General features: G+C 59.4%; 8 protein-coding genes and 2 pseudogenes. 6 read left to right on the top strand and 4 right to left on the bottom strand.

The genetic code is table 11. The annotated features are described in order from the left end of the window. Positions 1 to 92 precede the first annotated feature (92 nt). The 6 genes and pseudogenes from hflK to AP059_RS23250 form a co-directional block, all read left to right on the top strand. Positions 93 to 1,274 carry an FtsH protease activity modulator HflK gene (gene hflK, locus AP059_RS16440; protein ID WP_059763500.1) on the top strand — a complete coding sequence of 394 codons (1,182 nt, stop codon included), beginning with the start codon at positions 93 to 95 and terminating at the stop codon, positions 1,272 to 1,274. Continuing rightward, entirely contained in the window at positions 1,274 to 2,146 is an 873-nt protein-coding gene (gene hflC / locus AP059_RS16435) for a protease modulator HflC (RefSeq protein WP_048364441.1), read from the top strand. The genes hflK and hflC overlap by 1 nt, the downstream gene beginning before the upstream one ends. A gap of 323 nt (positions 2,147 to 2,469) precedes the next feature. Next, positions 2,470 to 3,657, top strand: a complete 1,188-nt coding sequence (locus AP059_RS16430) for an ATP phosphoribosyltransferase regulatory subunit (RefSeq protein ID WP_059763494.1) — start codon at positions 2,470 to 2,472, stop codon at positions 3,655 to 3,657. A 54-nt stretch (positions 3,658 to 3,711) separates the two neighbouring features. Beyond that, the gene (locus AP059_RS16425) at positions 3,712 to 5,001 is read left to right on the top strand and encodes an adenylosuccinate synthase (RefSeq protein ID WP_048364439.1); all 1,290 of its coding nucleotides are present in this window, start codon (positions 3,712 to 3,714) and stop codon (positions 4,999 to 5,001) included. A 139-nt stretch (positions 5,002 to 5,140) separates the two neighbouring features. Next, a pseudogene (locus AP059_RS23255) lies at positions 5,141 to 6,169 on the top strand (methyl-accepting chemotaxis protein); the annotation flags it as partial. Positions 6,170 to 6,580: 411 nt separating this feature from the next. After that, positions 6,581 to 7,075, top strand: a pseudogene (locus tag AP059_RS23250) (methyl-accepting chemotaxis protein); the annotation flags it as partial. Between the two features lie 60 nt (positions 7,076 to 7,135). On the opposite strand, the gene AP059_RS16415 reads toward AP059_RS23250, so the two are convergent. From AP059_RS16415 to AP059_RS16400, 4 genes are all read right to left on the bottom strand, one after another. Further along, entirely contained in the window at positions 7,136 to 8,689 is a 1,554-nt protein-coding gene (locus tag AP059_RS16415; protein ID WP_048364437.1) for an ABC transporter permease, read from the bottom strand. Beyond that, complete coding sequence (locus AP059_RS16410; RefSeq protein ID WP_059763491.1) at positions 8,689 to 9,714, bottom strand: iron ABC transporter substrate-binding protein; 1,026 nt, start codon at positions 9,712 to 9,714, stop codon at positions 8,689 to 8,691. The genes AP059_RS16415 and AP059_RS16410 overlap by 1 nt, the downstream gene beginning before the upstream one ends. Positions 9,715 to 9,835: 121 nt before the next feature. Further along, positions 9,836 to 10,945, bottom strand: a complete 1,110-nt coding sequence (locus AP059_RS16405; RefSeq protein WP_256209920.1) for a cytochrome-c peroxidase — start codon at positions 10,943 to 10,945, stop codon at positions 9,836 to 9,838. Continuing rightward, complete coding sequence (locus tag AP059_RS16400) at positions 10,942 to 13,683, bottom strand: TonB-dependent receptor (protein ID WP_256209918.1); 2,742 nt, start codon at positions 13,681 to 13,683, stop codon at positions 10,942 to 10,944. The genes AP059_RS16405 and AP059_RS16400 overlap by 4 nt, the downstream gene beginning before the upstream one ends. Positions 13,684 to 13,743: the final 60 nt, after the last annotated feature.

The raw sequence follows: 13,743 nt of genomic DNA, 5'->3' as shown, positions 1-13,743 counted from the left end.
CTCGCAAAGCGGTCGTGCCGCTGTGATAGGCATTCTGTAGCATTGGTCGGCGCGCCGTGGGCGCGTCTTTGCTTTATCAGATGGAGAGCGCTATGGCTTGGAATGAGCCGGGTGGCAACTCGAATAATCAAGATCCTTGGGGTGGCAAACGCCCTAAAAATGGCGACCGCAAGGGACCACCAGATCTCGACGAGGCCTTCCGAAAGCTGCAGGAAAGCCTGAATGGGTTGTTCGGTGGTGGGAAAAAACGTACAGGCGGTAGCGATGGCGGCTCAAGCGGCGGCAAAAGCGCCGGCTTTGGCGTGCTGGGCATCGTACTGGTCGTCATGGCAGCCGTCTGGCTGTACAGCGCGGTTTATGTAGTCGACGAGCAGGAGCAAGCTGTTGTGCTGCGCCTGGGCAAGTACTACGACACCGTTGGGCCGGGCCTGAACATTTATTTCCCGCCGTTCGACAAAAAGTACATGGAGAACGTGACGCGTGAGCGTGCGTACACCAAGCAGGGCCAGATGCTGACTGAAGACGAAAACATCGTCGAAGTGCCGCTGACCGTGCAGTACAAGATCAGCAACCTGCGCGACTTCGTGCTCAACGTTGATCAACCGGAAATCAGTCTGCAACAGGCTACAGACAGCGCCTTGCGTCACGTCGTGGGTTCGACCTCGATGGACAAAGTGCTGACCGAAGGCCGTGAGCAGATGGCTGTAGAAATCAAGGAGCGTCTGCAACGCTTCCTCGATACCTACAAGACCGGTATCACCGTAACGCAGGTCAACGTACAGAACGCAGCTGCACCGCGTGAAGTGCAGGAAGCCTTTGACGACGTGATTCGCGCCCGTGAAGACGAGCAACGTGCCCGCAACCAGGCAGAAAGCTACGCCAATGGCGTGGTGCCGGAAGCGCGCGGTCAGGCTCAGCGCATCATCGAAGATGCCAACGGCTACCGTGATGAAGTGGTTTCGCGTGCCAAGGGTGAGGCTGACCGCTTTACCAAACTGGTTGCCGAGTACCGCAAAGCACCCGAAGTTACGCGTGATCGTCTGTACCTGGACACCATGCAAGATGTCTTCAGCAATACCAGCAAGGTACTCGTGACCGGTAACAAAAACGGCCAGAGCAACCTGCTTTATCTGCCGTTGGACAAAATGATTGAAGGCCGTAATGGCAGCACCCCGGCAACGGGTTCGGCCGCCGCAGCGAGCACCAACAACGATGCTGCTTCGCATGTCAGCACCGATCAGGCGCAACAGCCGCGTACCAGGGAGAGCCGCTGATGAGCAATAAATCGCTGATCGCCCTTATTGTCGGCGTTGTCGTGGCAGTGGTTGCCTGGAACAGCTTCTACATCGTTTCGCAAACCGAACGCGCAGTCATGTTGCGTTTCGGCCGTGTGGTTCAGGCGGATGTCCAGCCGGGCCTGCACGTGAAAATTCCTTACGTTAACCAGGTGCGCAAGTTTGATGCCCGCCTGATGACGCTGGATGCGCCGACGCAGCGTTTTCTGACGCTGGAAAAGAAAGCTGTGATGGTTGATGCCTTCGCCAAGTGGCGCGTGAAAGATGCCGAGCGCTTCTACACCGCCACCTCGGGTATGAAGCAGATTGCTGACGAGCGTTTGTCGCGTCGTCTGGAATCCGGCCTGCGCGACCAGTTCGGTAAGCGCACCCTGCACGAAGTGGTGTCGGGTGAGCGTGATGCGTTGATGGCTGACATCACCGCGTCGCTGAACAAAATGGCTGAAAAAGAGCTGGGCATCGAAGTGGTCGACGTTCGCGTCAAGGCCATCGACTTGCCAAAAGAAGTAAACCGCAGCGTTTTCGAACGCATGAGCACCGAGCGTGAGCGTGAAGCACGCGAGCACCGGGCCAAAGGTAACGAGCTGGCAGAAGGCATTCGTGCTGACGCCGACCGTCAACGTCGTGTTCTGCTGGCTGAGGCGTATCGTCAGTCTGAAGAAGCACGCGGTGATGGTGACGCTCAAGCTGCCGCGATTTACTCCAAGGCTTATGGCCAGGACCAGGAGTTCTACAAGTTCTATCGCAGCCTGCGTGCTTACCGCGAAAGCTTTGCGAACAAGAGCGATGTACTGGTGCTGGACCCAAGCAGTGACTTCTTCCGTTACCTGGAAAAGTCCAAGCCGCAATAACCCTGTAGGTGCGAGCTAGCTCGCTCCCACAGTGCGTATCAAATGCATGTATTCACTCCGCCGGGCGGGCAAATGGCCTGGCGGGGTGATCCTTTTAGAAAACGTGTGTATGATGCGGCAGCCGGGAAATTCCCGGCTTTTTTGCGTCTGCATGTTTGATTGCCCGATCGGCTGGTACAGCGTCGGCAGATTTTTCGAGGAATGTGCTGTGTGAGCCTTTCGTTTAGGGCTTTTTTGCTGTGCGCGTTCAAGACGCAGCCACGTTCTGCTTTACTCAAGGCTCGCCTGCTGGCTGGCCGCCCGGATCATAGGGGAATGGCGTAATGGCAACGGTAGACCGCTGGCTCTTGCCAGATGGCATCGAAGAAGTACTTCCACCTGAAGCCGCTCGCATCGAAGTGGCGCGCCGTCAGGTGTTGGATCTGTTCCAGAGCTGGGGCTATGAGTTCGTCGTCACCCCGCATATCGAATACCTGGAATCCCTGTTGACCGGGGCTGGCCAGGATCTCGATCTGCGGACCTTCAAGGTGATTGACCCGCAAACGGGTCGCCAGATGGGTTTTCGTGCAGACATCACGCCGCAAGTGGCGCGCATCGATGCGCATACCTTGCGACGCGCCGGCCCAAGCCGCTTGTGCTATGCCGGTAGCGTGCTGCATGCACAGCCTCGCGGTTTGTCTTCCTCGCGCAGCCCGATCCAGTTGGGCGCCGAGTTGTATGGCGATGCGAGCCCGAGCAGCGATGTTGAAGTCATCAGCCTGATGCTGGCCATGCTGCAACTGGCTGATGTCCCGGATGTCCACATGGACCTGGGGCATGTCGGTATTTATCGTGGGTTGGCCCGTGCGGCCAATCTGTCGGTTGAAGTAGAACAACAATTGTTCGACGCTCTGCAACGCAAAGCGATCGACGAAGTAACGGCCTTGACCCAAGGCTTGCCGGCTGATTTGGCTGGCATGCTGCAGGCACTGGTTGATTTGTGTGGCGGCCACGACGTTCTGGTTGCTGCGCGTGAGCGTCTGGCCAAGGCTCCGGCCCCTGTGTTGGCCGCTCTGGACGACTTGTTGGCAATTGCCGAGCGGTTGTCTGTGCGTTTCCCGCAGTTGCCGCTGTACTTTGACCTGGGTGAGTTGCGTGGGTATCACTACCACACAGGTGTGGTGTTTGCGGTTTTTGTACCGGGCGTTGGGGATTCCATCGCTCAGGGCGGTCGTTATGACGACATTGGTGCTGTGTTCGGGCGTGCCCGGCCGGCAACCGGCTTTTCGACCGATTTGAAAACCCTGGTGACCCTGGGGCGGGCGCAGGTCGAGTTGCCGTCTGGCGGTATCTGGATGCCTGACAGCACGGATGCGGCACTCTGGCAGCAGGTTTGCCAGCTTCGCAGTGAAGGTCAGCGTGTGGTTCAGGCGTTGCCTGGGCAACAGCAGGCTGGCGCCCATGAGGCAGACTGCGACCGCCAATTGATTCAGCAGAACGGCTTGTGGCAAGTAGTGCCGCTGGCTTCTTGAGTTTTCCTGCCGGCGACAGCCGGCACCAAGTTTGCGCGAATGAGGACAAGTGTTATGGGTAAGAATGTCGTAGTCCTGGGCACCCAATGGGGTGATGAGGGCAAAGGCAAGATCGTTGATCTGCTGACCGAACATGCTGCCGCTGTAGTGCGTTACCAAGGTGGCCACAATGCTGGCCACACATTGGTGATCGACGGCGAAAAAACCGTATTGCACCTGATTCCGTCGGGCGTGTTGCGCGAAGGCGTGCAATGCCTGATCGGCAACGGCGTCGTGGTTGCACCCGATGCCCTGCTGCGTGAAATCATCAAGCTGGAAGAGAAAGGCGTACCGGTGCGTGAGCGCCTGCGTATCAGCCCGTCTTGCCCGCTGATTCTGTCGTTCCACGTGGCGCTGGACCAGGCCCGTGAAAAAGCCCGTGGCGAGCTGAAGATCGGTACGACCGGTCGCGGCATCGGCCCGGCTTACGAAGACAAGGTTGCACGTCGTGGCCTGCGTGTTGGCGACCTGCTGAACATGCCGCGCTTTGAAGCCAAACTGCGTGAATTGGTGGACTACCACAACTTCATGCTGGTCGGTTACTACAAAGAGCCTGCCATCGACTTCGACAAGACCCTGGCCGAGTGCAAAGAGTACGCCGAGCTGCTCAAGCCGCTGATGCTGGACGTGACCGCTGAGCTGCACGACCTGCGTCGCGCTGGCAAAGACATCATGTTCGAAGGCGCTCAAGGCTCGTTGCTCGACATCGACCACGGCACCTACCCGTACGTGACCAGCTCCAACACCACCGCGGGTGGCGTTGCGACCGGTTCGGGCGTTGGCCCGATGTTCCTGGACTACATCCTGGGCATCACCAAGGCTTACACCACGCGTGTAGGTTCGGGTCCGTTCCCGACTGAGCTGTTCGACGACGTCGGCGCTCACCTGGCCAAGCAAGGCCACGAGTTCGGCGCCACTACTGGCCGCGCACGTCGTTGCGGCTGGTTCGATGCCGTTATCCTGCGTCGCGCTATCGATGTGAACAGCATCTCGGGCATCTGCCTGACCAAGCTGGACGTACTCGACGGTCTGGACACCATCAACATCTGCGTTGGCTACAAAGATGCAGAAGGTAACGAGATCGCACCGACCGACGCTGACAGCTACGTGGGCCTACAGCCTGTGTATGAAGAAGTGCCGGGCTGGACTGAATCGACCGTGGGCGCCAAAACCCTGGAAGAGCTGCCAGAAAACGCGCGTGCTTACATCAAGCGCGTAGAAGCACTGATCGGCGCGCCGATCGACATCATTTCGACAGGTCCGGACCGCAACGAAACCATCGTTCTGCGTCACCCGTTCGCTTAAGTCGTCGTGCTGTAAAACAAAGGGCCCTTCGGGGCCCTTTGTTGTTTTTGCCCCGCCCCGGTGTGCGGCACGACCCTTGCTGTAGAGAACCCATCAAGGGTGCCATCAATGTAATGGCACCGCCGTAGAGGGGTTCTTCATGTCAGCCATTCTTTCACTGTTACAAAGCCGTCTGTTGCGACCCGTGTTCGTTACCCTCGGTATCGCTCTTTTGGTGCAGGTACTGGTCGCTGTTGCACTGACTCGGAGCACAGTCACCGCGTTAGAAGCAGATTTGGACGCGCGCCTGGGCACCGACAGCCAGAAACTCTCCGCCGAACTTGAACAGGCCGCACGCGAGGTGAAAGGCAGTCTGGAGGGACTTTCTGCCAGTACCCGACAACGGTTGACGGCGGGTTTGTCCCCGCGCTTGAAAGATGAGCAAGCGCAGGTTCGGGCGACGCTGGAAAAGAGCCTGATGGACTCGGCCAACGATATGGCGCAACTGCTGGCGGCAGTGGCGCCTCGGGCTATGTGGGACAGCGATGTGCCGACGCTGTCCGAATTCGCACGTCGTGCTCAGCGCAATCCCAATGTGCTGTTTGTGGTGTACGACGACGCCACGGGTCAGCATCTGACGCGCTACCTGAACCGTGAAAATCCCATCAACAAAGCACTGCTGGAAAAAGGCAAAGGCGACCGCGCGCTGGACAAAGTGCTGGATGCCGCGCGGCATGACCCCGCCGTCTACTACCTCGAAGCCCCCATCAGCCCCAATGGCGTGGAGATTGGCAAGGTGCTGATGGGCGTCTCCACTGCCTCGATTGAGCAAGACCTGGTAGCGCTTGATCATCGTTTTTCGCAGCTGATTGTCAGCAGTGAGCAATTGGTCGATGAAAGCCTGCAAGGCGCGGCCAGTGACAGCGCGGGCGCGTTACGTACCCGCTTGGCCTCGGCGCAAACCGCGGCAGCGCAGATGCAGGCCAATACCGCTGCCACCGTGCGCGACGCCGCGGACACGTTGCGCTGGCGTATGGGGTTGGGGTTGGCGATTGTGGGGTTGGGTGTGTTGCTGTTGGTGGCCGTCGTGCTGGGGCGGCGTGTGGTCAACAAATTGCTGCTGTTGATCGCGGCGCTGAACGATCTGGCGGCCGGTGAGGGCGATTTGACCAAGCGTGTGGGCCTCAACAGCAAGGATGAGATTGGCGACATGGCGGCAGCGGTCAATCGTTTCGTCGACAAGTTGCAGCCCATCGTGCGTGAGGCGGGCGATGTGGCGCAGCGTACCGGCGTCGAGATTGGTGCCATGACCCTGCGCAATGCCGGGGCCGATGCCGCTGCACAATTGCAGCGTGATGAAGTGGCGCAAAGCCTTGAGGCGTTATCAACGATGGCTGATGCGGCGCAGTCTGAGAGTCAGGCGATGCAGGCAGCGCTTAAGCAAGTGTTGGATATTCGTCAGGCCACGGATGAAAACACACGCACCTCCGCGCAAGTGGGCGGGCTGATTGAGGCGCTGGCGGGGCAGGTGGGCGCGGGCGCCAAAGTGATTGAGCGCCTGGCCCAGCAAAGTGAGCAGATCGAGGTGGTGTTGACCGTGATTCACGGCATTGCCGAGCAAACCAACCTGCTGGCGCTGAACGCGGCGATTGAAGCGGCGCGAGCAGGGGAAACCGGGCGTGGTTTTGCGGTGGTCGCTGATGAAGTGCGGGCGTTGGCGAGTAAGACCCAAAGCTCAACCGGAGATATTCAGGCGCACATTGTGGCGTTGCAGCAAGGTGCGAAAGAGGCCGTGACGGCTATCGGCCTGGCGGGGCGTCAAGCCACGGAGGGGCTGGACGTGTTGCGTGGCAGCGTGAAACTGCAGAAAAGCGTGCAGTCGTCCGTAGAAAAAGTACACGCGGCCATTGGTGATGCGACCCGTGCCGCAGCGCATCAAGCGCAAGGTGCGCAGGCGGTGCGCGGGCGTGTAGAAATAATTCATGCACAGGCTGAGCGTGCTGCGCAGGCGGTGAATGAAACCACGGCCAGTGGCAAAGTGCTGGACGGATTGGCTGCGCAACTTAAAGCGAGCCTGGGGCAATTCAGGGCCTGAAACCAAAAGCCTTCACTCCACCCCTTTCCTGCGCGGGAGAGGGGCGGGGTGAAGGGCGTGTCATCGACTCAAATACATCCGCGTAGTCAGCAAATACACCGGCAACCCCGACACTAGAATCAACAGCGCCGCATACGGCGCCGCCGCTGCAAACTCGATGTTCGAGGTGTGCGACCACACTTGTGTCGCCAGCGTATTAAGCCCGGTCGGGCTGAGCAGCAGGGTCGCGGTCAGCTCCTTCATCGCATCAAGGAACACCAGTGCAAACGCCGCACCCAACGCAGGAAAGATGATGGGCAACGTCACCCGGCAAAACGCCGAGAACGAAGAAGCGCCCAGCGTACGCGCAGCTTCTTCAAGCTGTGGCGCGGCCTTGTTCAGTGCGGTACGGATCGGTGCCTGCGCCAGCGGCAGAAATAGCAAGGCGTAAGCGATCAGCAACAGCGCCGAGGTCTGATACAGCGCAGGCACCCAGTGCAGCGCGAAATACACCAGTGCAAGGGCAATCACCAGTCCCGGCAGAGCGTGCAGCAGATACGGCAAGCGTTCGGCCCAGATCGCCAATTGGCCTTTGTAACGCACCACCAGCAACCCGACCGGCACCGCCAGCACCAGGCACAACGCAGCACCCCCCAGCGCCAGCGACACCGAGGAGAGCAATGCCTCACCGATTTGTGCAACGGGGAACGCCGCAGAGCTGCCTTTGATCAGCCAGTACACCAGCATCCCCAGCGGGATGCCGCTGCCCACAATCGCCAGCGCCAGGCAATACAACTGGCCGAGCAGTGCCAATGTGCCCAGGTTAACCTGCCCGGCATGCCGCGCCGCACCCTGGCCAATCCGCACATGGCGGCCCTTGCCGCGCACTTTGAGTTCCAGCCACAACAGCGTCAAACACATCACCAGCAAAACGGCGGACAGCATGGCCGCATTGGCGTTGCTGAACTCCAGCTCAAACTGTTGATAAATAGCCGTGGTGAAGGTTTGCAGGCCGATGATCGACAGCGCGCCGAACTCGACCAGCATGTGCAGGGCAATCAGCAGCGAGCCTGCCAGCAGCGACGGCCAGAGCAGCGGTAAGGTGATTCTGAAAAACACCCCCCAGCGGTTCTGGCCCAGGGTGCGGGCCGATTCTTCAAGCGCCGGGTCGAGGTTGCGCAAGGTTGCCGCCACCGGCAGGAAAATCAGCGGGTACTTGGACAGGCTCATCACCAGAATCGCGCCGCCCAGACCTTCAAAACTTGAACTGAGCGACACCCAGGTGAAGCTGCTGACGAATGCCGGAACGGCAAAAGGCAGGCACAAAATCACCCCCCACAAGCGTCGTCCCGCCAGGTTGCTGCGTTCCAGCAACCAGGCCAGCGAAAGGCCGACCACTGCGCACACCACGGTCACACCGACCATCAGTAGCAAGGTGTTGCGCATCAGGTCGAACACATAAGGGCGCCACAACATGTGCACCGCTTGCGCCCACCCGGCCTGCCACGCTTTGGTGCCGACATACAGCAACGGCAACAGGCTTAAACCCACCAGCAACAGGACGGGCAGCAGCAGCCAGATCGAAGGCCGTTTGCGTTTGAGGGTGAAGCGGGCAGGTTGGGCGACCGACAGCATCAGAGCAGGCCAACGTCGCGTTCGAGGTCCAGCGCTTCTTCGGCATTGCCCAAGTCAGCCGGTGTCACTTTCGGTGGTTGCAGCTCCTCGAACGGCTTGAGGCCGCGCTCCGAGACCATGCCTTTGCGCATCGGGTATTCAGCCGTGGTGTTGGTGATCACACGCTGACCTTCTTCGCTGGCCATGTACGCCAGCAGCTGCTGGGCTTCTTTAGGGTGTTTGCTGGCCTTGAGCACGCCGGCGCTGGACACGGTGATCAAGCCGCCCGCATCGCCATCGGTGAAGTAATGCAGCTTGGAATCCAGTTGGCCTTTCTCGCGCTGCAAAGCGAACCAGTAGTAGTTGTTGACCAGTACCGCCGCTACTTCGCCGTTTTCCACGGCTTTGAGCGCAACCATGTTGTTGGTGTAGGTTTTGCCGAATGCCCGCAGGCCAGTCAGCCATTCTTCAGCGGCTTCACGGCCGTGCAGTTTGATGATGGCCACGGCTTGTTCCTGGAACGCGCCGCTGGTGGGCACGAAGCCGATTTTGCCTTGCCATTCAGGATCAGCGAAATCCATCACCGATTTGGGCAGGTCTTTTTCATTAATCTTTTTCGGGTTGAAGGCCACGACGCGGGTGCGCGCAGTGACGCCAATCCAGGTGCCATTGGTCGCTACGTACTCTTTGGGCAGGGCTTGTAGCGTGGCGTCATCGGCCTTGGCCAGAAAACCCTGTTCACCCAGGTTGTTCAATGGCGGGGATTCTTCGGCGTAGAACACGTCGGCGGGCGAGCGATCACCTTCTTCCATAATCTGGCTGGCCAATTGGTTGCTGCTGCCTTTGCGCACATTGACGTGAATGCCGGTCTTGGCTTCGAAGGCTGCGGCGAGGTTGTCGCCGACTTCCTTGTGCTGGCCGTTGTACAGCGTCAGGGAAACTTTGTCTGCGGCGTAGGCGGTAGGTGCGGTCAGTGTCAGACCAAGAGCGGCGATGGACAGGCCGCGCAGTAGGAATGTCGCAAGCTGGGTATTTCGGAGCATCATTCGCTGGGTTCCTCGCTTGGGTACTACAAAACTTGTAACAATAATAAACGATATCGTTTCTCAAGTGCGCTTGACCCAGCGTCCAATTGCGCAAACGCGACCAACTGTGATGCCGCCTCCTTCAAAGTGTGTCCAGAAAACTGCGCAAGGCCCGCAGTTCATCCTTGTCCATGTTCAGTGCTTTCAGGCGTTCACTGGTGCTCGGGAACAGCGGATCGTTTACCTGTTGTGCGGTGGGGCGCGGGCGCGGCATGCCCATGTTGTAGAACGCCAACGTGCCTTGCATGTTCACAAACAGGCCGTTGTGCATCCACGGCGCGGTTTTGCTGACCAGACGCAACGACGGCGTGCGAAAAGCCCCGACGTCTGCGGGCTTGCCGGTCACTTCGTAACGCCCGAGGTCCTCGTATTTGCGTCCGTAATAACTCAGGCCAACGTTGTGAAATTGCTCGTCGCTCAACGCCGGCCCGAAGTGGCAGTTCATGCAGCGGGCCTTGGTGCGAAACAGGTGCAGGCCGTACAACTGCTCGTCGTTCATGCGCTGCGGGCGCCCGCGCAGCAGTTGCTCGAACCCGGTGTTGCGCGTGGCGGTCACCAGCGTGCGCTGAAAGGTGGCCAAGGCTTTTGCGGTGTTTTGCTGAGTAATCGGGCCGGGGCCAAACACTTGGGCAAACTGCGCGCTGTAGGCTGCGTCTGAATTGAGCCGTTGCAGCAATTGCGGGATATCGAAGGCCATTTCTACTGGGTCGATGATGGGGTGCATGGCCTGTTGTTCCAGGCCGGCGCCCCGTCCGTCCCAGAACAGGGTCTGACTGTAGCCGCTCATCACCAGGCTTGGGGCGTTGCGTCGACCGCTTTGGCGGTCGTGGCCAAATGAAACGCGTCGCCCATCTGCAAACGCCATGTCGGCTTCATGGCAGGAGGCGCAGGCAATCTGGCCGGAACGCGAGAGTTTGGGGTCGTTGAACAGTTTTTTGCCGAGTTCGGCCTTGGCGTCAGTGAACGGGTTGTCGGGCGGTGCAGGCGCATGGGCGGGGAGGGCGGCCATCTCTTGCCATTTCACATCGGCGTCCACGGTAGGTGCGGGCCACTGGGCAACCGGCTGGCGATACAGGTTGGCGATGCAGTGTGTGTAGTCGGCAGACGTTGTGTCGCAGGGGGCGGCGTTCACGTTGCAGGCTGGCGCGACCAATCCGAGGCCGAACACGCTGAGCAGGATAATGCGCTTCAAAATGTGTACCCCACTTCGACCATGAACTGGCGACCCACTTCAAAGGTGGTCAGGCCCGTGGTGTCGGTGGTGCTGACGATTTGCTTGTCCAGCAGGTTGGTGACATCGAGGTTGACGAACACCGTCTGATCCTTGGCTGTGGGCATCGCCCAGGCGAGGCGGGTGTCCCAGGTCAGGGCGCCGGAAAACGGCGTTTCTTCCCACACGCGCACGGCAGCGCCCTGGAATTCAGTGGTTTTGCCGGTGGCTGCGATGCGCCGGTAGCCGTCGCGGTAACGCAGGAAGTTGCTCCAGGTCAGGTGCAGGGGTTCGACTTCGGTGACGGTGGTCAGGCGTGCCGTCCAGGGGCGGTTGTAATTACTCGCGGGCATGTCGGAATACTTCATGAACTTGCCGTCGTATTGAATCGTCGGGTCGTCGACATACGTGGCGCCAATGTTGGCGCTGTAGTTGGACAGCCCTGTGTTTTGCACCTTGCTCCAGTCCATGGCGAACTGCCCGCTGGTGCGGGTGCTGCCCAGTACAAAGGGGTGCAGCGGGGTGATGGTCAGGGTGTAAATATCGGCTTCACTGTTGCCGCCGTTGTAATAGGTGTAGTAATTGGCGGCCAGGGTGGTGGGGTCGTCCGTGGGGGCGCCAATTTGTGAACCCCAGGCACGGCTCACCTGTTCGCGGCCCTTGCGGTTGACGTACTTGACGGCAAACTCGGTGTCCCATTGCACATGGCTCAAGCCCAAGGTGAGTTCGTCGTCATAGGGTACTTTCAACTGATTGAACTGGCTGTCGTTGGGTACGCGTTTGCTCATTTCCCACTCGGCGGACGGGTTGGGGCGGGTGTATTCGGTATTCATGGCGGCCACGCCGTCGCGCAATTTGTAGGCGTACAGGTTGCGTCCGTAATAACGGTTGGCGCCACCGGTGAGGCGGGTCTGGCCATTACCGAATACATCCAGCTCGATGGCGAATCGCGGCGCGAGGGTGACTTGGTTCATGTAGTCATCGCCGTCCAGGCGCAGGCCGGGACGTACGGTCAGGCGCTTGTAGCGCATTTCGTCTTGAAGGTAGAGCGCCCAAGAGCGTGTATCGAAGGACGTTTTACCCTGAGTCACGGTTTTTTTGTTGGCGTATTGTCCGCCCCAGCCATTGGTGGTCTGGCCCATCGAACACAGAGAGTCGTTGGGTGGGCAGGCGGTGGCCTTGGCCACTGAATAGCTGGTGTAGGGCGAGTCGCGTTCGTACATCACGGCGTTCTGCGCCAGCTCAAGTCCGGTTTGCACGGCGTGATCGACGCCCAGCCAGTTGACGGTGTTCCAGTCGGCTTTCAGTTTGTAGGCCAGGGTTTTCTGCGCCTCTTCGATATCGCCGAAACCGCCTTCGGTGGCCATCGCCAGATTGCTCCAGTTCTTGGAGGTCGATGCGCGCCAGAACACCATGTAATCGCTGTCTGATGTGCGAGAGGTGTTCATTTGGCTCCAGCTGATGTTTTGCTCAACCCTGGCCAGGGGCGCATTCCACACCATGCGTGCGCTGACACTGTCGCCCCCGGCGGTCATCTCCCGCCCGGAGAGAATGGCGTTGGGGCCAAACGTCTCTGCGGTTTCCGGTGCATGGGTCACGCTGACATCGAGTTTCCAGTCTTCGTTAATTTGCCAGGCGGCTTTGAGGAAGTAGTTGTCGATGCGCCGGGTCTGCACCTGGGCAGCATTGGCGGTGTCGGTCTGGTTGGCGACTGAGAAGACGCGGGTCGGAATGGTCGAATCCTTGCGCGAGAAGCTGCCCAACAAACCGAAGTTCTCGGTTAAATGCCCTTCTAGCGTGGCGCGGGTGATGACCTTTTTAAAATCGGGCTGCGAGCTGTTACCGAAGCCCGCCTCATAATTTTCGAGGTCGGGGTCATCTTCGTTCAGGTGATAGCGGGTCCACTGCGAACGCGTCATTTGTACCGACAGTTTGCCGTGCAGGTCCATGCTGGGGTCGCGGGTGTTGGCCTGCACCACGCCGCCATTGAAACCACCGTATTCCACGGGCACGTTGCTGTCATAGACCTTGATCTCACTGAGCAGGTCAGTGTCGAGCGCCAGGCCCTGGCTGCGGCCCGGTATTTCGTCCATGTCATCGTTGGTGTTGCCGGGGTCGAGGTCGTTGTTCATGTTCATGCCGTCGACAATGAACAGGTTCTGCCAGGGTTGGGCGCCGTTGATGCTGATGTTGGCCGGGGCGATTTCACCGGGGGATTTGCTGTTTAACTGGCTGTTATCGAATTGCACATTGGGGTTGGTGCGCAGCAAGCTGGTGATGTCACCGTTGCCGGCAGGCAGGCTGTCGATCATTGCCCGGTCAATGGTTTGCTCGCCCTGAAACGTCGAGTCCAAGGCAGTGATGGGCGTGCTTTTGATCAGAAGCACATTGCTGTCGGTAGGCGGCAGGATCGACACGCTGTCGGCAGAGGTGACCTCCCATTGCAGGTTGCTGCCATCGAGCAACCGGGCCAGGGCTTTCTCGGGGCTCATATCGCCCGTAACGGCCGGGCTGCTCCGATCGGTGAGCAAGGTGCTTTCTGCACTGACTTGCCAGCCCGATTGCTGAGAAAACGCAACCAGCGCGGAGGCCAATGGTTGCGCCGCAATTTCAAAATGGGGTTGGGCGGCGTTGGCCAGCGCAGGTAACACGAGCCAGAAAGTCAGCACTAACGACAGATGACGAGCAAAGCGGGCGCAGCACAAACGCGAAGAAGGCATGAGATGACCTACGAAATGAAACGTCATAGTCACTAATGCGAATCTTTATCAGTGACGTTC

The organism is Pseudomonas sp. TAA207 (genome assembly GCF_001529285.1).
Classification (GTDB): Bacteria; Pseudomonadota; Gammaproteobacteria; order Pseudomonadales; family Pseudomonadaceae; genus Aquipseudomonas; species Aquipseudomonas weihenstephanensis.
This window is presented reverse-complemented; position numbering and strand designations above follow the sequence as displayed.

What these genes read in the sequence shown, in the direction of transcription:
- hflK (WP_059763500.1), top strand. Translation starts at nt 93, where the DNA reads ATGGCTTGGAATGAGCCGGGTGGCAACTCGAATAATCAAGATCCTTGG.
- hflC (WP_048364441.1), top strand. Translation starts at nt 1,274, where the DNA reads ATGAGCAATAAATCGCTGATCGCCCTTATTGTCGGCGTTGTCGTGGCA.
- AP059_RS16430 (WP_059763494.1), top strand. Translation starts at nt 2,470, where the DNA reads ATGGCAACGGTAGACCGCTGGCTCTTGCCAGATGGCATCGAAGAAGTA.
- AP059_RS16425 (WP_048364439.1), top strand. Translation starts at nt 3,712, where the DNA reads ATGGGTAAGAATGTCGTAGTCCTGGGCACCCAATGGGGTGATGAGGGC.
- AP059_RS16415 (WP_048364437.1), bottom strand. Translation starts at nt 8,689, where the DNA reads ATGCTGTCGGTCGCCCAACCTGCCCGCTTCACCCTCAAACGCAAACGG.
- AP059_RS16410 (WP_059763491.1), bottom strand. Translation starts at nt 9,714, where the DNA reads ATGATGCTCCGAAATACCCAGCTTGCGACATTCCTACTGCGCGGCCTG.
- AP059_RS16400 (WP_256209918.1), bottom strand. Translation starts at nt 13,683, where the DNA reads ATGCCTTCTTCGCGTTTGTGCTGCGCCCGCTTTGCTCGTCATCTGTCG.